Below are 20,594 nucleotides of genomic sequence, written 5' to 3'. Positions count from 1 at the left end.
ATATCAGAAAAAGGAAAAGAGCGGAGAATGAAGATTCCGCTCTTTTAATAAGTTATTATTTTTTATTTATATCAGACTCTTGAATTTCTTTTTGAATGGCTGAAGAAATGTCCGCTTTCTTTTGCTCGGAAGAACGTGTCGCATCCGTGCTCATGTTCTCGGTCTTTTTATTTACTGCTTCGTTCTTTCTTTTCGTTATTTCTGCGAGTTCTTGTTTATAATGCGTTTCTAGTTCTTTTTTCTTGTCTTGAATGATCTTTTCTTTGTTAGAATCCAAATCCTTCTTGGCATCCGCAACAATTCCTTTTATCGCTACATTCACATTCTTAAGCAAGTCATTCTTCTCTTTGTTTAACTCACTCTCGATCTCAGATTGGTATGTATATTCCATAATCTTATTATATAAGTCGTTTGCAAGATTTGGATTTGCTGCATACGCAGATGTAGTACCTACACCAAGTGCAATCGTAGTCGCTAAAACTATCTTCGGCCATTTCTTAGTTGTCTTTTTCTTCGTACTGAATTTTTCTTTGCGTGAAATTTCCATAATAAATACCCCTTCCTTTATCTAGAGAACAAATAAAGAAAGCGGTCGGTTGCGCTACTAGCTTCAGTTATTCCAAGCGCCCACATACAGAATAACCTTCACAGCTCCACACTTATCTAATTATATTCTGATATAAAATTACCACCAGCCACATTCTCTGTAAATGGGTATTTAGTAAGATATTACTATAAATTGTTTTTTTAGTATTTTATTGTAGAAAAGAAGATGGTGCTGAAGGTGAGAAATGAAAGAAGACAATGTCCACCGAGTGTGGACATTGTCTTCTAGAATGTATTTGTCTGGGGTCTGACCCCCTTTGTGAAACTTCCCACAATGTAGGCAATCAAGGAAAGTACGATTGGCAGCACTACTGTGTGCATGCCCCAAAGATTTGGATAGTTAAGATGTAGGAACATATAGGATCCTACCCCTACGATCAGAGAGGCAATCGCTCCGTTCGCATTTCCTCTTTTCCAATATAACCCCAATACGATTGGCCATATGAAGGCAGCTTCTAGTCCTCCGAAGGCAAACAGATTCAGCCAGATCAACAAGTCAGGCGGGTTAATCGCCATTGCGAATACGCTCAGTCCAACAACCGCTGTTATCCCAAAGCTCAATTTTTTTACAAATTGCTCTTCAGCATCTGGTTTGATGTAATTAATATACACGTCCTTAATAATTGCAGAACTTACGAGTAAGAGCACTGAGTCCACCGTTGACATGACTGCAGCTAAAGGCGCTGCCAACACGATACCGGCTAACCACCCTGGCAATACTTCGAGTGCTAAAAGCGGCATCACTTTATCCGGCACTTCAATTCCCGGTAGCACGACTCTTCCGAATACACCAGCTAGATGCATACCTAGCATGATGAACCCCACAACAAACGTTCCGATGATCATCGCCCGATGCATCGCTTTTGCATTTCTGTAGCTCATCGCTCTCACCGATATTTGCGGCAATCCTACGACTCCAACACCAACCAAGATCCAAAACGATGATACATAGAGAGGAGTAAGCGATTGATCAGAACCATAAGGCGAAATAAGATTCGGGTTCTCCGCTCGCAACTCGCTCATGATGTTCTCGATACCCCCACCTGCGATAATCGTACCGGCCAATATGATGACGGTTCCGATTACCATGACGACACCTTGTATTGCATCTGTGATTACAACCGCACGAAAGCCGCCGGCAATCACATACACGAGGACAGAGCCAGAGAAGATGAAAAGCGCTGTCGTATAGGAAACTCCGGTAAACGATTCGATCAACCGTCCCCCGCCTACCCATTGAGCGGCCATTGCAGAAAATAGGAAGACCACAATGCTTATTGCAGATAAAATAACGACCCACTTGCTTTCATATCGTGCTTTTAGAAAATCTATCAGTGTAACTGCGTTAATCTTTCGTGCAACGATAGCAAACTTTTTACCAAGCACAGCAAGGGTGAAGTATCCTGTCACAAGCTGCGCCATAGCAAGTAGCACCCAACCAAGTCCTAATTGATAGGCTGCACCAGGTCCACCGATAAAACTCGACGCACTTCCGTATGTCGCTACCATCGTCATCGCAAGAACAAATCCACCAAGTTCTCTGCCTGCTAAGAAGTAATCTTGTAAAAATGACGATCCGTTTCTAATGTGCCGAGATGTATAAATCCCTACAAAGAACACTGAGATCAAAAAGATTACTAAAGGAAGAATCACATCCCAATTCATCGGACATCTCCCTCCTCATTCTCGTTCGTTTCATCAAGTTCAAACGGAACCTCTTTAAAGAAGAACTTCACCATAATCCAAACTAAAATTGTAAAAACAACAAATCCTACGATACAGCTATAAAAAAACCATGATGGAAAGCCAAGTATGTATGTGTATTCTTTAATAGGACGTCCGCCTAGACCGTATGCAAACGCATACCACCAAATAAAGTTCAAAATGGCAAGCACTGTACCCATGATGGCTTCTCTATTCGATACACGATACCGCCAGTCTGTTCCCTTTTTCATATCCTTAACCCCCTGGAGTTTCAGTACAAAATATAAGTCCACTCATTACTATGGCAAATTCATTTCTCGTTGTCGAGCCCTTCGACGATTATAAAATTTTCTATTTCTTCTCATGATATCCCTGTTTCAGTATGTGTAAAAGTAAAAACGAGCACCATTATCGGTACTCGTTTAAGTCATTTATTGAAGAGGTGGCTGTGTTTGAGTAGACGGAGCGTATGCACCAAGCATACTCGTCATATCTTGTTGGTTCAGTTGAGGAATTTGGTAGTAATGATTTTTATTCTGCCAGATAGACAATTCGTATGCCATCTCGATCCAGTTCGGAATTCCATCTGCTAATACGCGTCTAAGCACTGGGTTTGTAACTTCAAGTGTAGCCATACCTCTTAGAGAAGCATTCGATTTCAAAGTTCCTAGAATTAAAGTCGAAACGGATTGATCGTTAAATTCTGTAACGCTTTGAATAGGTTTGACGGGTTGCGCAGGTTTCAAACCATATACAAAATTATTATCTTGAGCCATCTTGTATGATTCTGTTCGCATTGCTGGGTCTTTTCCTGTCTGAAAAGCTTGTACACACGCGTTATATTCTTTTGTAATGTGTTGATAATGACGGTCGAGCATCGTTTTGAGCTCAGGATCCTGAACATGTCCTTTACAAAGTGTATATAAGTTCAATGTTCCAACAATTCCGCTTAGCATCTCATGAACATCAAACATCTCATGCCCACCATGGTTTAATTGAGCAGGTACCTGTCCGGTCTGCATATTTACATGGTTGAATTCAGGATTGCTGTTCCCTGTTTGCGGATTCATGTTAGGTTGATTTTGGTTCTGATTCAAATGACATACCTCCGTTAAATAAAAATACGGGGTTATTTTATGTAGAATGGAAAACTCTATTCCCTTTCCCATGAATAATTTCCGGGGAAATTTGATAAATAGTTCGTTTAATGGATTGAATTCGACATTTTTTTATGGGAATTCTGCTAAAAAAGATAACTTCCTGAAAAGAGAAGTTTCGAACCGGTTGCATTCCAAAACTGATATAAAGGTTTTGCTTGAAAACAACGGGGGAAATAAATTTTTTGGGGTCAGTCCCCATTTCCCAGATTCACTTGCAAGACGTATAATGTAAATACGATTGAAAGGAGGTGAAAAACATTCCTAGATCCCCTCGCATTTGGTATCCTGATGCTGTTTATCACGTGACTACCCGCGGAAATCGCAGGGAACCTCTTTTTTATTCCCACTTAGATTTCCACCGCTATTTAAAGATCTTAAGTCATTGTGTTAAAAAGCATGCTGTTGAGCTCTTCTCGTATTGCCTCATGACAAACCACACTCACTTACAAATTTTGTGCAGCAAATCACCACCTGGAGATTTCATGAAAGAATTAAATGAAACGTACGCTATGTATTTCAACAAGAAATACGAACTGACTGGCCATGTGTTTCAAGGTCGATACGGAGCAGAATTAATCGAAGATCGGTCACATCTGTTAGACACGAGTCGCTATATTCATTTGAATCCCGTTTCTGCTGACCTGGTCATGTACCCCTTAGAATATCAATGGAGCAGTTACCGCTATTATGTAACCCCATCGGTGTGCCCTTTTGTACACACCTCAACCCTTCTTGAGCAGTTTAGCAATTCGAAATCTCAATATCGAGATTATGTTGAAAGCAAGATTACCCCTGTAGTAGAGCTTTAAACCCTTTTAGTTCAGATGTGAAATTACACTCTTTCCTTTTTCAAAAAGTCACTCATAGCAAAGAAAAAGCCGTTTTTGTCTTTTTGAAAAAGACAAAAACGGCACTAATGTAATTGTGTGGGGTCAGACCCCTAGAATGTAAACCGCTGGACGTGGGTACGCATTTGTTCCGCATACTGTTCAAGCTGATCCGCTAAGTGGTTCAACTGCTCCATCGACGCGGATTGCTGTTCGGCTGATGCGGAAACCTCTTCTGTTCCAGCCGCTGTTTCTTGCGTGATCGCCAAGATATGGGACGCATTCTCAAGCAGTACATCTTTTTGCTTCGTCATTTCATCCACTGACTGAATCACATCTTTTAATGCTTCTGCATTTCCTTTGACGGCACTAGAAATCGCGGTAAAGCTTCGCTCTGTCTCTTCAACCGCTTCACTTTGTGAAAGAATGAGAGCCGCTGCTTCTTGAACTTGTCCGACGGTGTTTTCGGTTACTTGCTGCATATCCGCAATCAATGCGCTAATATCTTTCAAAGATAGCTCAGTCTGCTCTGCAAGTTTTCTTACTTCATCTGCAACGACCGCAAACCCTCTTCCAGATTCTCCTGCTCTAGCCGCCTCGATTGCTGCGTTTAGCGCCAATAAGTTCGTTTGGTTTGCTATATCGCTTATCGTTAGAACAATCTGTTGAACGCTGCCAGATGTTTCATCAAGTTTTTTAATAGAAGAAATCATCTCTTTTGTCATTTCTGTTGTCATCAAAGACTTCTCTTTTAGCATGCTCACCTTTTTTACACCGGTCAATGATTCTTCATTCATTTGCTGTGTTGCTTTTTCGATCGTCTCGCCATGCGCATGAACTTGACTGATTCGCTCAGCTAGTACGTTCGCAGCTTTTGCATTCTCATCCATCAACTCTGCTTGATGAGAAGAGCCCGCGGCGATCTGCTGCATCGTCGTTGAAACTTCTTGTGCGGATGCTGAATTTTCTTCCGCACTCGCAACGACCGTTTGAGACGCATCTGTCACATGATCGGTAATCTGAGCCATCTCGGCAATCAACGTCCGCATCTGATTAGACATCTCATCAAAGCTTGAAGCTAGTTCACCGATCTCATCTTTTCTTTGTATAGAGACGCTTGTCTGCAGATTTCCATTCTTGATCTCATGCATCGCATTCTTTAATTGATTCACAGGCACCGTAATTCTTCTTGAAACAAACAGCGAGATGACTGCCGCTACTAAAAGAGTGACGAGTAAAGCAATCCCAATCGGTAAAAGAATGACAGTAGCTTTTTGTTCAAACTCACTAAGTGCTACAGTTCCTGCTAATTTCCAACCAGTTGTGTCGTTCTTTGTGTAGCTGACCACTCTTTCTTCACCGTTGATGTCGGTCGTGATCGTTCCATTTTTTTTCGTGATACCTTTATAAAATGATTCTTTTGTTGCGCTTTTTCCCAGCATCTTTGCATCAGGATGCACCATATAATTCCCCGAATTATCGATGAGAAGAGCATAACCAGTGTCCCCGATTTTCACATTTTGCATAAGTGTTAAGATATCATTTACGGCGATATCAATTGCCGTTACACCCACGACTTTCCCGCTGTATTCAACCGCTTTTACGGCTTTTACTACCGGACGGTCTGTCGCTTCGTCAATAAACGGATCTGTCCAGAAGACTTGAGCAGGATTCTTTGTTGCTTGTTGGTACCACGGCGTTAACGTCATGTCCTCGACTGGTGATGCAGGTATAGGATACATGACCACTTCTTTGCTTTCCGAAATGAAATAGCTGTTCATGATTGCTTCATTTGCTAGATGATAGTCTTCGAACTTAGAAATAATATAGTCTGGGCTATCTCCTTTTGCATGGAGCTTAATCGTTGCCGAATCTGCATAAGCAGAAACGAAATTGGCATTGTCTTTTAAAAATCCGTTGAGCGTCTCATCCAGATCATGCATGCGTTCTGATGTATTCTTCGATGAATTATCAACGGTTGTTTGCTTACTAAACATATAACTAACTCCGCTCACTACGAAACCAGTCATCACAATAAGTAATAGAAAAGGCACAAGAATTTGCCTCTGTAGACTTTTTTTAATCATTTCTTCCTCCTGCAGTTACTTTTTACTAAGCAGCAAAAAGTATATCGACAGAAAGCAACAAAGTTTTACAGGAAAAAAAGCACATTTTGTCTACTGGAGTAGTACAAAATGTGTAAAAGTGTAATTGGAGGGGGTCTGTCCCCCTATATGTGTAAAAAAATAATAGACTTGACACAAAATATGGTATATAATATTTACAAGATTTACCGATATTAATGGTGCAGAAGTGGTTATTATATTAGAGGGGGAATGGACCATGAGCCGAAGCAATGCTCTTGTCTTAACTACAGAGATAGACGCCATTCGCACGACCATGTATGAGGTAAGTAAAAAGGTTAATAGTCTTGCAGATCCGCTTCTTGTTCAGTTGAGCCAAATACTAGACGAAAAGCTAAACAAACTAGATCAAATTAAAAATTGCGCTTAATCACATAAAACGACACTTAAAGTTCGACCGGGGTTCGTACGTTTCGTAGAATCACCGGTTTTTTATTATGATGCCGTTTCTACCCTTTCCTCCTTCTCTTAAAATGATCTTAAAAACCCCTAACTTCCTTCCACGATTCTAAACTAACACTATGAAAATGTCTCACCCGTCATAATACGCATAAAATCTCGGAAGAAATAGCTATAATCAAAATCAAACGCGATTCGGTGTCGTTTTTCATCATCTGCAAACTGTGCATACGGCCGAACATCGGCAATACTCTGTCCTCTTGCCGTATTGCCATTTTGAATCACAATATGTACCGGCAGCGACTTATACGTGAACATATCTTCTCTTATGCAGGCCATCAACGTAATGGCATCGTGAACAGGACTTCCGAGTATTTCTGGGTTTCTGCTTTTGTAAAAGTTGTAATAAAAGTCTAGCATCGGTTTTAGGATCGGAACCTTGCCTTTGTAATCAATATAATTAACCATCTCCGGAGTAACAACTGCCCTATCCGTCACATTCAACGGGATGATCGTTACGTTTTCTGCGTACGTTAACACGATTCTGACCGCGATTGGATCACCGTAAAAATTCGCCTCTGACACTGCCGTCACGTTTCCCGGAACCCAGAACGCTCCCCCCATAATATAGTACGCTTTTACTTTTTTCATAAGTGACTGAAACAAAATAAACATCGTTGCAAGAGACGTCAACCTACCTGCATTCACGATGATCAGATCATCTTGATACTGTTCGATCACGTTCACGATCTCAAAAAAGTTCTCAATAAATCCTTCAGGTACACCCGGTTCGATCGGACCTAACCCGTAAACACCATGAACATCTGGATAAAAGGTAGGCTGTTCCCCAGTCATCGGAACTTCTGCTCCACCGATGATCCTAACATCCTGTGGAAAATTAAATGTTTTAGCAATATATTTTACATTTGCTACTGTTTGTTCTCTCGATACGTTGCCATAGTCCGCCACAACACCAACGATATCAATTTCATCACTTAAAAACGCATAAGCTAAGGCAATCGTATCGTCTATTCCAGCGTCACCGAAGAACAGAACTTTTTGTCCCATCGTGCAGTTCCCCTTTATAGGCATTTGTTCTATCTTATTAGGCGATCTGCGCACTTATGAAGTTTGGTGGTCGAAACTATTGCAAAAACCTATTTCGAAGGTCAGGTGTCGGGATCATACAACTCTCTTTTTGCCCAAACCATCGGTATCGATTATTGGCGATCTTTTTATAGAAAGCGTTGCGAATCGGCCGTGGAACAATCTTTAGATATTGGCCTAGGCTGTATGGAAACCTAAGGAACAGAGAGGTTGCCGCTACCGCATCCGATTCTGTATGGATCTTTCCGTCTTTAACTAAAATAACGGAATTCATTTGTGCGGGATCCATGTTGTACTGTGAAAGCAGCTTCTGCCCAGCTTGTGACTGTATGGCTGAGAACTTTAACTCGTTACTTTTTTCATGTTTGAGTATAAATTGCACGCTCCCATTACAAAGATTACAAACTCCATCAAAAAGAAGTACAGCACCCTTTACCTCATCAAATTTCTCCACATCCAAACCTCCCTTTTCAAAACAAAACATACTTTCCTCTAGTCTACTATTAATTTTCATGAAAACGCATCTTTCCGCCTTCTAAACCGTAGTATAAAGATAGGACAACTTCAGAAAGGTGATACATCATGAAAAATAAAGAAATCAAACAGCAAGCCCGGCTTCAACTTAAAGGACAATGGGGCACAGCAGCGTTATTCACGTTGTTGTTCTCGAGCATCTATTACCTCATCCCACTAATCATAGAAGTGAATTTGAGTGGTGGTTGGAATGCTTGGTTGAATCAACCCGCCGACGAACTTAACGGACCAACGTCCAGCACGTTCATCATCACCCTCGTTTTACTGCCTTTATATATTGGATATTTGTGGACTTTTTTATCAGTGATCCGAACAGGTGAGAAAATGAACGTTTCAAGCCTATTTCAAGCGTTTTCTGAGATCAGCACTTATGTAAAAATACTCGGCACCTATCTCGTGATGATGGTGTACTTGATTCTGTGGTCTCTTCTTTTACTGATCCCTGGAATCATTAAAGCATTCAGTTATTCGCAAACGTACTTTGTTCTAAAAGATCATCCGGGTATCGGCATTAACGCTGCGATCAAGAAAAGCCGGCAGTTGATGGACGGCTATAAGTGGAAATTTTTCGTTTTACAATTAAGCTTTCTAGGTTGGGGAGTTCTTTGCATTTTATCACTTGGTATTGGTTTCTTTTGGCTCGCTCCATATATGAGCGCTTCGTATGCTGCATTTTATAACGATCGCGTTGAGAATTACCAAAGAGATTAAGAGCACACCTGGCGTCAAGATTAATTTCTTTCCTTTGAAAAAAATTAACCCCAAAAACTCTCCCCCTGAAATGTCCATCTTGAATGGACATTTCAGGGGGTTATGTATTTGTTTGGGGTCAGACCCCATTTCCTAAAATATTTCCCGACAGTAGGACATATCTATCAATATAGGACATTTAGACAAGACATCTAAGGGGTGGCATGATGGATCAACTTACTTTAATCGTCGTCGGGGTCATTGGGTTTCTCGTATTTATGGGGATTGTGGGTCATACACAAACCGCTTATCACTTTCGCAAATGGAACAAAGAGCTTCAGCAGCTCGAGACAAATAAAGAACAGCAGCCGTACTCGCATTGGTTGCAACGTGTTACAGCCGATTACAAACAGTTTCATCTAGCAGGTGTACCGCAGCTCAACACGCAGGCACTGATTGAAAAACATCTATACAATGAACGCATTCCGCTTCTTGGCGTCTTGAGGGTACCCGTCGGCAATATCCAAAAGCTGCTCAACCAGCTTCCGTCCTTCACGATCATTCTCGGCGTGCTTGGAACGTTCGTCGGACTCACGCTCTCTCTTTTATCTATGCAAGATACGCTCATGACGCTCGGCACGCAGCCTGCTGATTCAAATCTTACGCTGAATTCGATCATCTCCTCCCTCACCGCACCGTTCGAAGGGATGAGTGTTGCCTTTTATACGAGTATTGCTGGAATTGGAGCCGCACTTCTGCTCAATTCCATTCAGTCAGGCTTCTTCTCGCAAGGAACATCACTTTCTTATATGCAGAACAAACTTTTAGCCGATTGTGAAGTATACCTTGATCACAACATCAACAGCGACCTGATCAACGACAAACCACAAGATTCGGTTGAACGCCTTCTTGATCGCCTTGCCTCACGCGTCGAGTCGTCATTTGATAAAACACTCGGTGAGTTCGCATCGCAGATGGTTAATTTTACAGCAGGTCTTCAAAAAGCGATGGAAGACGTGAATGGCATATTTGAAGCACAGCGCGAACACGCTGAACGGTTCGCCGCATCTGCTACACAGCTCGATCACTTCGGACAGCGGTTCAACGAGACGACAAAGGAACTCGGAACCATTCAAAAAACGGTCGACACGAGTATTAACGCGCTCGCTAAGAACATCTCTTCTTTCGAGCAGCAGCTAAAAACGAGCAACGACCGGCACACACAAGGTCAACAAAAGTTTGAACAACTCATCCAACGCTCTGATAAAATGCTACAAGAAGCACAGCGTCGGTCTGAAGAACATGCCCAATCGGTGCTTCGCGGCATGCAGGAACAGCTGCAGCACTACCAAAATCAGCATGACGCACTCGAGAACCGCCTCGCGCAAAAGCAAGACGAATGGCATTACCGCTATGCCGAAAAACAAGGCGAATACGGCCGTGCGGCAGCTGACTTTGCTTCAAGCGTCGGTCAGCTCGAAAAAGGATTCTACGCTGCGGTGGAGCATATCAAGCGTGATTTTACCGATGGAGTTAGAAACATCATGGACAGTCAGAGCCGACAGCTGGCTTCTGCCCTAAACAACTCACAAAATCAAAACAGAAGCGATGACGATATGCGCGAGCTCGCACGTACGCTTGAAAACCTGCACCACGGCTTAACACGAAGCATCACCGACAACAATCGTACACTCTCTGACATGTACCACCTCATGCAGCGCATCTATCAAGCGGCCATGAACCAATCATCCAACCAAGTGATCTATGAAACACGCAGTCCTCGCGCACCCGAATACGTAGAAGATGAACGCATGCCAGAAGTCTCGCCGCAAAATTTTAGGAGACGGTGATCGGTATGAAGGCGCGCAAATCTTACTACAACGACGACAGCCAAGAAACAAAAGAAATCTTCTGGCCAAGTTTTACCGATATGATGGCGATGATGGTGCTCGTTATGGTCTTTATCGCGATTCTCGCTTATGTGCAGAGCATCTATAACGCATATGATCAGGCTCAGATCAAACGCGAACTTGGTCAGGTGGCAGAGGTGAAGAAGCATATCTCTGATCTCATTCAAAAGCAGCTAGAAGAAAACGTTGGAAAAGATAAGATCATTCGTGGACCGAACAACACGATCTCTGTTGAAGGCAACATCCTTTTTGATACCGGTAGTGCAGATATATCAGCAAAAGGAAAGCAAGTGCTCGACCCGCTCGCTGACGCACTCGCGGCAATCATCGAGGAAAAAGACATGAGTCAGTATCTGTATATCATTCTAATCGAAGGCCATACAGATTCCGTGCCATATGACAACTGGTCGCTCTCCACTCAGCGTGCGGTTGCAGTCGTTGATTATCTTGGAAAAGCAAACCCGAAACTCGCTAAAAAAGAGTATGCTCAATACCTCGCCGCAACAGGATATAGCGAATATAAGCCGATTGCAGAAGGGAGCTCTTCTCAGGCGCTCCAAAAAAATCGCCGCATCTCGTTTCAGATCATTTTGGACGACGACAAATGGCAGAGCAAGCTCAAGGAAATTGTTGAGCAATAACATCATCTAAAAGCACAAAAAAACGAGCGGAACACTTCGCTCGTTTTCTTCTGCTATTATGCTTCCTTTTTACGCAACTGACGCTTGAAATATAAAAAGATCGGAAGTGGAATGAGTATAAATCCAGAACTTTTGACAATATTATTCATCTCATTCCTTTTCTCCTGCAACTTGTCGTTTTCAATCATCATCTCGTAGTCTTTCCGCATCTCTTCTTCCGTTTTCTTACTAGGCAACGGCTTTCCGTTTTCATCATATTCTACTTCCGCTAAACCGAGTTTATAATCTGCAAAACTAGCTTGATACGTATCCGGACTCACAATATCGGCCACGCTCATAAATACGCTAATACTTCCTCCTATCGTTAGCAAAAGGGTCGTAAACAATACCAAATATATATACAAATATCTAAACATCTTCTCTTCCCCCTTCTCATCGTAAGCTGTTTTTGACTTCACTGCTGCAATCGCCACTCCGACAAATAACAATAATACGACCACTGCAAAGTACACTAAGTAATCTAGATCAAAATTAAACATATATTCACCTAGCTTTCTATTTAAATCGCTTTATGAACAGAGCTACCCTTCTATAGTTCTTCTATTATTTGCTATAACTATTTAATTCTCCTTTAACCCTTAAATGATTCTATAATAAAAAATGGAAATATTTTTATAAAAAGTAAAACTATTTATCTTTTATATACGAATATATGAGCAAGACAACCTTTTTAGTCTGGAAGTGAAGACAAAATCATGATGAAGCAGAAAAGATGGATCAGCTCTGTACAAAAAAGAGGCGATCAACATGCGGCGAACGAACTGATCTCTCATTACTATCAATCTATTTATGCCTATGTTTATAAACAAACGTTGAATAAAGAACTATCACTTGATCTAACACAAGATATCTTTATTAGCATGCTTCAATCCATCCAGCAGTTTGATGAGAAAAAAGCATCTTTCAAAACGTGGCTATACCGAATCGCAACATACAAACTCGTAGACTATTTTAGGTCTAAAAACTATACATATGATCGTTCCACAGACTCGATGGAAGGTGTTGATGTGGCTACACCTTCAGATTTCACGCTTGAATTGGAATGGAGAGAAGATATCGAAAAGGCAGCACGACTCATAAATACGTTCCCGATCATCGATCAGCAGGTTCTGCGGCTCAAATTGTTCGGTGAGCAAACGTTTATCGAAATAGCAAGTTCTCTCGAAATGCCTGAGTCATCTATTAAAACAAAGTATTATGCTGCGATAAAAAAAGTGAAGCAACGAATGGAGGCTGAATAAATGGAGAAACAAAAATTCCACATCGAATATCCCACGGATCGTGAAAGAAAAAACCAGATTGCATCTATCGTATCTGCCGGTCTAACTAAACCCAAATCGTTTCCATCTTATCTATTTGAAATGTATCAGCAGCTTGGCTTTCGCTATTTATTTCGAGATGCTACTGAAATTCTGTTTACAACCTGTTTAGCGCTAGCTGTAATGCTATACGGCATATTTTCACTGAAATCATCTATAGACTTGCAAGATTTGTATTCTTTTATCTTTACGCTGTCTCCTATTTTTTTCTTTGCTCTATCCTCTCTATTTTTAGTACGTGCTTTAATGAAAGACACTTTTTCAGTAGAGATGACCTGTAAGTACCATGTGTTTCAGCTAGCCGCTTTTCGTATGTTCATTTTCAGTATGCTAACGATGCTCATGAATATCGCACTGATTATCGTTCTATCGTTCTTGTTTCAATACATTCAAATCCTAGATGCACTGCTGTTATCATGCAGCTCGTTAAGCCTATTTTCGGTCCTTTACCTGTACGCCTTACGCTATGCAAAAGGGCCGTACGCCACATATCTTATGATGGCAAGCTGGCTGTTAGTGAATGTTCTTCCAGCCACCTTAAATCAGAACATGTACAGTATGTTTTTAAGTCATATACCTGCGTATGTGTATGGCGTTGTACTCATCATCAGCATCGTGCTCTATGTAAAAACGTTAAAAAAACTAATCGCATTTCGAGGCGCAGAAGGAGTTTTATAAATGTTAATCGTTGAAGATGTTACAAAAAATTTCGGTCAGTTTCATGCACTAAAAAATATTAACCTCGAGTTTCATAACGGTGTGTATGGATTGTTGGCACCGAATGGAGCGGGTAAGACAACACTGATCAAGATGCTCACGACCCTTTTGTTTCCTACTAGCGGAAGCATTCGTTATGACGGAGAAGATATTATTAAGATGGATGAAAAGTACCGGGAGATGATCGGTTATCTTCCTCAGGAGTTTGGTTATTACAAAAATTATTCCCCTACCTCCTATCTGCTTTACTTGGCGGCGTTAAAAGGAATACACCGAAAAACAGCAATTACTCGTGTTGAAGAACTCCTTAAAATCGTAGCACTGGATCATGTGGCAAATAAAAAGATGAAGAAGTTTTCAGGCGGAATGATTCAACGTGTCGGGATCGCTCAGGCCATGCTGAACGACCCAAAAATTCTGATCCTGGATGAACCAACAGCTGGCTTAGATCCTAAAGAAAGAGTTCGTTTTCGTAATCTGCTTACGAATCTGGCTCGCGATCGCATCGTTATTTTATCCACGCATATCGTTTCAGATGTAGAATCGATCGCAAACGAAATCATCATGATTAAAAATCAAGAAGTGTTATACAAAGATACCGTTTCTAACATCTGCCGCAAAATTGATGGACTTGTTTACGAGACTGAAGTGAGTTATGAACAAACAGAACAATTTCGTACGACTTACCTTAGCTTGTCTGAAAAACAAGAAAACGGAAGCATGTACATGCGGTTTTTAACCACAGATACAGCGAAACCAGAGTGGAAATCGGTACACCCTAACTTAGAAGATGTCTTTTTGTATATCTATCAAGATGGAGTACGTTCTGATGATCAAACGGCTTGAATTTAAAAAAATCATCTCGTCACCTATTATTCTAGGATTGTTCGTACTGTTTCTTTTGTTCAACTGTTTTCTTATCTATCAGCAATCAACTCTGCGTCAGGATATGAAATCACTTCAGCCAATCGTGAAAGAAACGGGAACGTTAATGGATAAAGAGGGACGTGAAAAGCTGCAAACCTCTCATAAAGAAGATTTAAATACTTGGAATGAGCTCTCACAAAGCAAAACTGGAGACACCTATCAAAACGCAGCGGACTTTTATAAACCAGAGCTCTACTATAGTTTGATTGAATCAAACATTTATTTAGAAACAGAATTGCAAGACATCAACAATCTAGCGATAAAAGAAACGTATCTAAACTCTATTCAGGATATTGAAACGAAGTACAGCACTTTAAACGTCATGGAAAATGCAGAAGAAGGCATCCGCCTTTTCGGCTTGGAAGGTGCTGTAGCTGAAACAGTTCGTGAGCAATACTCTGTATTAAAACCACGTGTAGAAGAGCTAATCGAAAACAAAGAACATCTTCATCTTTTCTTTCATGGAAAAATGTTTGGTACACATTCTTTTCTTTTTAAAACGTTATTTGGGTTTATGCTTTTTCAGGGAATGATCTTAATCGTTCTGTTCACCGCTTTTATCGTGAATTATGAGTTTGAACATAGAACAGCTTTAGTCACTTATGCAACAAAACGTGGCAGAAGATTGATGTGGGATAAGCTTCTTGTTTCCACCTTTGCATCAACACTTGTAACTGTCGCTCTTCTCGCTATAACATTGTCTGTTTATTTTATAGTGTTTGATTATTCTGGTCTTTGGAACGTACCGATTAGTACAGGGTTCTTAATCGAATTAAACAAAATACCTTTTATTAGCTGGTGGAACGTCACGTTCATCCAATACCTATTCATGTCATGTGGTTTAGTTGTACTCTGCCATATACTATTTGTGCTGATCACGTTTTGTCTCTCTATGCTCATACGGAACAGTTACATCGTTTTCACTCTTTTTGGAGTTATCTTTTTGGCAGGTCTTTATGTTCCGAGCCTCATGCCAAAGGACAGCACGATGCTTCTATACACGCACTTCTCTCCTTTTATTCTAGTAATGAACGTGAAGAAATGGTGGATGGAAAGCGGTGTTTTTACGACGTTCAAATATTATGAAATCATCACGGTAACAGGATGGTTAATCGTTTTACTGCTCACAGCATGGCTGTTAATCAAACGTTTTGCCAGAGAAAATATATAGATAGGACGCGAACATATGAGAATCTTATTTAATGAGGTAAGAAAGCTGTTTTCGGTAAAAATAATCTTCCTGCTTCTTTTAGTTAGCTTTTTTGTGTACCAACAGTTTATTATGTTTGAATTTAAGCATTTTCCTAACGGCAGACCACTGTTAGATGATTTCCGTGCTACGCAAAAAATGCTAGTTGATTATGGCGAATCTATGGATAGTGAGGAATTCCAAGATTTTAAAGAGATTAAGGAACAACGAATAGCTGAAGCGACAGAGTATCTTAAGTCACAGAAAGAAATGGTTGCTGCAGGCATTGATACGTATGAGGAATTTAGCAACATGGATCTAGAAAACGAAAAACTAGCTGCACTGCACAGCAAAATCATTTTTGAAGACTATGTAGATGTATTTTGGGAGATTCAAGCACGCGATGGGATCATCGACAAATATGAGCATCCTGAACGTTTTAATGAGCATGAACTAACTCCAAAACAAAATGCACGCATGGATGAAGTGGTTGAAAATGGAGCAACAGAGGCGATATTCACGGATATGGTGTTTGAAAACTACAATGTCTTAATGAAATATGTAGCCATTCTTATCTTTCTAAACATTATAATTATCCTTATGCCACTATACATTCGGGACAAGCGAAATCACGTACAGCTGCTGCAGTATACTTCAAAAATAGGACGCAAACTTTTCTCTCAAAAGCTCCTTACTGGCTTGACTGCATCCTTAATCATTATTACCGCCCAGCTCGCTTTTTTCTTTTTCATGTATAGAGGCAATGACACGAGCATGTTCTTTCCGCTATCGATCAACTCTATATTTAATTTCTTTGTTTCATGGTATGATCTAACCTTTTTTCAATACATAATTCTTACTGTTCTATGTGTCTATCTGTTAGGAATCGCGTTGGTATTGGTCGGAGCTTGGATATCGAGCATTGCTCCCAATTATATGACAAGTGTTGGTCTCCATGTTCCGCTAGCATTTTTGCTATTTGGAACAGGAACAACATATCTCGTACAAAACCTAACAAGCATGTATTTAAATCCTTATCTCGTACCTATTTCTTTTGTCACGATTCTTATTCTTACTTCGCTATTGTTCCTGTGGCGTTATCGAAGAGAAAAAGTGAAGAATATCTAATGGAGAGGAGCAGCATCGGCTAATATACGCAGATGCTGCTTTGTTAAAAAAACACCGGCCACTTAGCCGATGCTTCACAAATTGCTATATTATTTCTTCTTAACCGGCACCCAGATCTCACTTCTAAATGTAGGTGACGACGTATCTTTATCTGCGTTCCAAAGAATCTCTGGTCCTTCTGTTTGTTCGTATGACGATGATGGAAACCACTCTGAATAGATGCGTCCCCACACGTTCTGCAATGTTTCTGGAAATGGACCGACTGCTTCAAAGACTGCCCATGTGGATGCTTCCACCTTTAGTTGCGACATACTCTCGGGACATTCGTTGGTTGTGGCTGCACCAATATAATGATCAAGCTCACTGTTTTCAGTTGTCCTCTCCGAAAAGTTCGTTGAAGCACTAATCATACCTCTTGGCTCTATATTCGATAACTTCTTCAGCTCACTAATTAATTCAGGTGTAAGGCTCTGCCACATCGCAGCGATCTCCGGATTTACTCCTTCAAATACGAGCGGTACTCGTTTCTTAAGACCTACTATAGAAAAAGCTTCTTTTTCAACGATACGATAGTTCATTTCACTTCCTCCTTTTACCGATAATTGAAAGGACATGCGCGGAAAGGCTTTGAGTGATTGACCGTTTTTACGTGCTTCTGATGGCGTAATGCCGTGCATCTGCTGAAATGCTTTTGTAAAAGAATCAGGTGAAGAGTAGCCATATTTCACTGCCACATCAATTACTTTTATGTCGCTGTCCTGCAACTCAAAAGCCGCCAGAGTCAGCCGTCTGCGCCGAACGTATTCTGACAGTGGAATACCTGCCAAAAAGGAAAACATCCTTTTAAAATGATACTCTGAACAATACGCACGTCTCGCTACTTCCGTAAAGTCGACCTCATCCTGAAGATGCTCCTCTATATACTTTAACGCGTCGTTCATACTCTTAAGCGAATCCATTGACAACGCCTCCTTTCAAAATAAGAATAACAAGGGGAAGATGATGACACACGACAATCTCTGTATACAGTTTAACGGATTTTTCTACATAAAAAAAACAACCGCTGCTACGGGCAACGGCTGTTCCAAATTACTATTTAAAAAGGGGGGGTAGTACTACTATTCCCAGCTCACATATTTTTATTCATCATTTTGCAAGTTTCATAGATTTTTTTTGCACGACTTCTGTTTTTCCGAAATAACTGTGTAAAAACATGCCCAGCATGATGATGAGAACGCCCATCATAGAAAGGAACGTTGGGCTTGCGATCGATAACAGCCACATCTCGCCAGCTAATACAAAAATAATCTCAGCCGATTGCGTTGCTTCTACACCTGCCAGTTTCACAGGATTGTTCGCACAAAGATCAGTCGCTTGGAAAAAGAGTACCGTAGCGATAACACCTGAGGAGATCGCAACTAAAAATGTTTGCCACAACTGATCGTTCGTTGGAGGTCCGCTCTCCACCCATCCGATTCCGGCGAGGACAATCCACCACGGAAGTGAAGCGATCGTCATGCCGAATGCTCGCTGAAAAGCATCGAGGCGTTTGTTTGTCACAACCATCATTTTTCGATTGCCGAGTGGATAGGCAATCGCCGCAATCAGAACAGGTAACACAACGTTCAACCAAGCGGAGCCGTTCACACCACTTGCTTCCTGCACTTGAACGAGCGCGACACCTCCCAATATGATCAGCGAAAAGCCTAATCCTTTAAAAGGAATTCTTTGGCGTGTGGCTCCTTCCGCTTTGTTCCCTTCATAAAAGAAGGGCACGAGAAGAGAGCCCGCAACGATCGTAATCTGCCAAGTCGCGGCCACTAACCACGCCTCTCCAAAACCTGCTGCATATGTAATCGGTGCATAAAAGAGCACAAAGCCTACTGAACTCCATAAAAACCATGTGCCAAATCGTTTCCTAAGTTCTTGAAACACAGGACGCACGTTACCACGCATCCAAACGATGATCCACAATAACGGAACCATGTAAAAAAAGCGAAGGGCTGCACTCCAATGCCAGCTTCCGCCTGATAAGTCCATAGAACGATTCAATATGAACGTGACGCCAAAGAAAAAGGCTGCCGCAATCCCAAGCCATATCGGTCTCATGTTAAGTCCTCCGTTTCCCTTTAAAAAGTATGCATCTGCCTTGTCCAACATGCTTATCTTTTTTTATTATCTTACCATATGGTTGTATGAATTTGGGAAGACACTTTGATTGGGTAATGAGGTCGTTCATTACGTGGTAATTCACTTTTTTTACGAGGTAATCCGTATTTTATACGAGGTAAACTGCCATTTATACGAGGTAATCCAACATTTATCCGATTTTCGACCATAACCGACAACTCTGTAACATACAAAAAAAAGCGAAACCTCAATGAAGTTCCGCTTCCCCCCTAACCTAAGCCAAAAACATGGCTCCATACCCGAGTGAGCCTATAATGACGAACACCGGGGACACTTTCACTTTCTCCATCAATAAATAACTGACAGCAGCTAGAAACAGCGTGTGCATCCATCCAACGCTTATATAAGATTCGGCAAAGAACTGATACGCCATGATGCCAAGAAGTACAGCAATCGTTGGCTTTACATACGTGCTCATGTTCTTTACTCTCGGTGAGTCTTTAAATTTGTAGACGAGACCAAGAAACGCGACCATCAATAAAAGGGAAGGCGCAACGGTTGCAAACACGCCAACAAACGCCCCGAACCAGCCTCCTTCTTGAAATCCGATATAGCCTGCCATCTTGGTCGCGATCGGACCAGGAAGTGCGTTTCCGAGCGCCAACACTTCTGTAAATTCATTAACAGATAGCCATTCATAGCGGTCAACGACTTCGTTTTCAATCAAGGGAATCGACGCTGGGCCACCGCCATATCCTAAGATTCCGGGTAGAAAAAAGGCGAGAAAGATATGCCAAAAAGTCATCCTGTCTTCTCTCCTTCCCGCACGTTTACTGTCTGTTTATTCTTTCCCTTTAAAGGTCCAAAGAGAGCGAAAGCCAATAATGCACCAATGATGATGCCAGGGTGAACACCGAGAAATTGAAGAAGGACCACGCCCGCAAAGATGTGAAGAAGGCTAAGTTTTAAACCTAATCCTTTTTTGGAGCTTTCAAAGAACTGCCACGTTAGGACAGCGAGCATCACAGCGACAACGGGAATGACTCCTTTTGTCATGCCTTCTACCCATGGCTGATCCTTAAATTCTCGGAGCGAGGTTAATAGAAGTATCATGAGAATAATGGTCGGCAGAATTGTCGCTAATAATGCAATGAAAAGACCGAGAATGCCCGCTACACGATATCCGATATAACCTGCCATTTTGGTTGCGATCGGCCCAGGCAGCGTGTTTCCTAGCGCCAACACATCTCCAAATTCTTCGTCGTTCATCCATTTGTATTTTCCGACTACTTCTTTATGAACCAACGGGATGGAAGAAGGACCTCCCCCATACCCCAGCATGCCCGACCGAAAGAAGGCAAGAAACAAGTTGAGATACGTCATATGATCAGTCCTTTATTCT

General features: G+C 41.4%; 22 protein-coding genes and 1 riboswitch. Of the genes, 10 read left to right on the top strand and 12 right to left on the bottom strand.

Translation table 11 applies throughout. From position 1 onward, the window contains the following. Positions 1-55: 55 nt before the first annotated feature. From IHV10_RS09090 to IHV10_RS09075, 4 genes are all read right to left on the bottom strand, one after another. Positions 56-547 carry a hypothetical protein gene (locus tag IHV10_RS09090; protein WP_197128403.1) on the bottom strand — a complete coding sequence of 164 codons (492 nt, stop codon included), beginning with the start codon at positions 545-547 and terminating at the stop codon, positions 56-58. Between the two features lie 34 nt (positions 548-581). Continuing rightward, positions 582-664, bottom strand: a riboswitch (cyclic di-GMP riboswitch). A 167-nt stretch (positions 665-831) separates the two neighbouring features. Next, positions 832-2,271 carry a sodium/pantothenate symporter gene (panF, locus tag IHV10_RS09085; RefSeq protein WP_197128401.1) on the bottom strand — a complete coding sequence of 480 codons (1,440 nt, stop codon included), beginning with the start codon at positions 2,269-2,271 and terminating at the stop codon, positions 832-834. Continuing rightward, on the bottom strand, positions 2,268-2,561 hold the full coding sequence (locus tag IHV10_RS09080; RefSeq protein ID WP_197128399.1) for a YhdT family protein: 294 nt from the start codon (positions 2,559-2,561) through the stop codon (positions 2,268-2,270). Before IHV10_RS09080 ends, panF begins: the two co-directional genes overlap by 4 nt. A 180-nt stretch (positions 2,562-2,741) precedes the next feature. After that, a complete protein-coding gene (locus tag IHV10_RS09075; RefSeq protein WP_197129887.1) occupies positions 2,742-3,380 on the bottom strand; it encodes a spore coat protein in 639 nt (212 codons plus the stop codon). Positions 3,381-3,718: 338 nt separating this feature from the next. Between IHV10_RS09075 and IHV10_RS09070 the strand changes: the two genes are divergently transcribed. Then, positions 3,719-4,279 carry a transposase gene (locus tag IHV10_RS09070; protein ID WP_197190097.1) on the top strand — a complete coding sequence of 187 codons (561 nt, stop codon included), beginning with the start codon at positions 3,719-3,721 and terminating at the stop codon, positions 4,277-4,279. Between the two features lie 131 nt (positions 4,280-4,410). Here the strand turns inward: IHV10_RS09070 and IHV10_RS09065 are convergent, their stop codons facing one another. Next, a complete protein-coding gene (locus IHV10_RS09065; protein ID WP_197128395.1) occupies positions 4,411-6,384 on the bottom strand; it encodes a methyl-accepting chemotaxis protein in 1,974 nt (657 codons plus the stop codon). 256 nt (positions 6,385-6,640) lie between these two features. On the opposite strand from IHV10_RS09065, the gene IHV10_RS09060 reads away from it, so the two are divergent. Further along, the gene (locus tag IHV10_RS09060; RefSeq protein ID WP_082861519.1) at positions 6,641-6,811 is read left to right on the top strand and encodes an aspartyl-phosphate phosphatase Spo0E family protein; all 171 of its coding nucleotides are present in this window, start codon (positions 6,641-6,643) and stop codon (positions 6,809-6,811) included. 149 nt (positions 6,812-6,960) lie between these two features. Here IHV10_RS09060 and IHV10_RS09055 read toward each other — a convergent pair whose 3' ends face one another. Further along, positions 6,961-7,908, bottom strand: a complete 948-nt coding sequence (locus tag IHV10_RS09055; RefSeq protein ID WP_197128393.1) for a nucleoside hydrolase — start codon at positions 7,906-7,908, stop codon at positions 6,961-6,963. Between the two features lie 76 nt (positions 7,909-7,984). Next, on the bottom strand, positions 7,985-8,401 hold the full coding sequence (locus IHV10_RS09050; protein WP_370629659.1) for a thiol-disulfide oxidoreductase DCC family protein: 417 nt from the start codon (positions 8,399-8,401) through the stop codon (positions 7,985-7,987). A gap of 128 nt (positions 8,402-8,529) precedes the next feature. On the opposite strand from IHV10_RS09050, the gene IHV10_RS09045 reads away from it, so the two are divergent. The 3 genes from IHV10_RS09045 (at position 8,530) to IHV10_RS09035 (ending at position 11,722) form a co-directional block, all read left to right on the top strand. Then, positions 8,530-9,192 (top strand): DUF975 family protein, encoded by a 663-nt coding sequence (locus IHV10_RS09045; RefSeq protein WP_197128391.1) that lies wholly within the window; start codon positions 8,530-8,532, stop codon positions 9,190-9,192. 203 nt (positions 9,193-9,395) lie between these two features. Next, a complete protein-coding gene (locus IHV10_RS09040; RefSeq protein ID WP_197128389.1) occupies positions 9,396-11,021 on the top strand; it encodes a hypothetical protein in 1,626 nt (541 codons plus the stop codon). 5 nt (positions 11,022-11,026) lie between these two features. Then, entirely contained in the window at positions 11,027-11,722 is a 696-nt protein-coding gene (locus IHV10_RS09035) for an OmpA/MotB family protein (RefSeq protein WP_197128387.1), read from the top strand. Between the two features lie 56 nt (positions 11,723-11,778). Here IHV10_RS09035 and IHV10_RS09030 read toward each other — a convergent pair whose 3' ends face one another. Then, on the bottom strand, positions 11,779-12,261 hold the full coding sequence (locus IHV10_RS09030; protein ID WP_197128385.1) for a hypothetical protein: 483 nt from the start codon (positions 12,259-12,261) through the stop codon (positions 11,779-11,781). A gap of 216 nt (positions 12,262-12,477) precedes the next feature. Between IHV10_RS09030 and IHV10_RS09025 the strand changes: the two genes are divergently transcribed. From IHV10_RS09025 to IHV10_RS09005, 5 genes are read left to right on the top strand one after another with little or no spacing between them, the layout of a single operon-like run. After that, positions 12,478-13,023, top strand: coding sequence for an RNA polymerase sigma factor (locus tag IHV10_RS09025; RefSeq protein ID WP_197128383.1), 546 nt, complete (start codon positions 12,478-12,480; stop codon positions 13,021-13,023). Next, positions 13,024-13,779, top strand: coding sequence for a hypothetical protein (locus IHV10_RS09020; protein WP_197128381.1), 756 nt, complete (start codon positions 13,024-13,026; stop codon positions 13,777-13,779). Next, positions 13,780-14,664: an ABC transporter ATP-binding protein gene (locus tag IHV10_RS09015; RefSeq protein ID WP_197128379.1), complete on the top strand. Its 885-nt coding sequence runs from the start codon at positions 13,780-13,782 to the stop codon at positions 14,662-14,664. Further along, positions 14,648-15,916 carry an ABC transporter permease subunit gene (locus IHV10_RS09010; RefSeq protein WP_197128377.1) on the top strand — a complete coding sequence of 423 codons (1,269 nt, stop codon included), beginning with the start codon at positions 14,648-14,650 and terminating at the stop codon, positions 15,914-15,916. The genes IHV10_RS09015 and IHV10_RS09010 overlap by 17 nt, the downstream gene beginning before the upstream one ends. 15 nt (positions 15,917-15,931) lie before the next feature. Next, positions 15,932-17,062 carry a hypothetical protein gene (locus IHV10_RS09005; RefSeq protein WP_197128375.1) on the top strand — a complete coding sequence of 377 codons (1,131 nt, stop codon included), beginning with the start codon at positions 15,932-15,934 and terminating at the stop codon, positions 17,060-17,062. A gap of 89 nt (positions 17,063-17,151) precedes the next feature. Here IHV10_RS09005 and IHV10_RS09000 read toward each other — a convergent pair whose 3' ends face one another. The 4 genes from IHV10_RS09000 to IHV10_RS08985 all read right to left on the bottom strand — a co-directional run bounded on the left by IHV10_RS09000 (position 17,152) and on the right by IHV10_RS08985 (position 20,575). Continuing rightward, the gene (locus tag IHV10_RS09000) at positions 17,152-18,021 is read right to left on the bottom strand and encodes an AraC family transcriptional regulator (RefSeq protein ID WP_197128373.1); all 870 of its coding nucleotides are present in this window, start codon (positions 18,019-18,021) and stop codon (positions 17,152-17,154) included. Between the two features lie 187 nt (positions 18,022-18,208). Continuing rightward, positions 18,209-19,171, bottom strand: coding sequence for a DMT family transporter (locus IHV10_RS08995; RefSeq protein ID WP_197128371.1), 963 nt, complete (start codon positions 19,169-19,171; stop codon positions 18,209-18,211). A 295-nt stretch (positions 19,172-19,466) separates the two neighbouring features. Continuing rightward, the gene (locus IHV10_RS08990) at positions 19,467-19,997 is read right to left on the bottom strand and encodes a chromate transporter (RefSeq protein WP_197128370.1); all 531 of its coding nucleotides are present in this window, start codon (positions 19,995-19,997) and stop codon (positions 19,467-19,469) included. Continuing rightward, the gene (locus tag IHV10_RS08985) at positions 19,994-20,575 is read right to left on the bottom strand and encodes a chromate transporter (RefSeq protein ID WP_197128368.1); all 582 of its coding nucleotides are present in this window, start codon (positions 20,573-20,575) and stop codon (positions 19,994-19,996) included. Before IHV10_RS08985 ends, IHV10_RS08990 begins: the two co-directional genes overlap by 4 nt. Positions 20,576-20,594: the final 19 nt, after the last annotated feature.

Origin of the sequence: Fictibacillus sp. 5RED26, assembly GCF_015903895.1 — a bacterium.
In the GTDB taxonomy this organism is placed as follows: domain Bacteria; phylum Bacillota; class Bacilli; order Bacillales; family Fictibacillaceae; genus Fictibacillus; species Fictibacillus phosphorivorans.
This window is presented reverse-complemented; position numbering and strand designations above follow the sequence as displayed.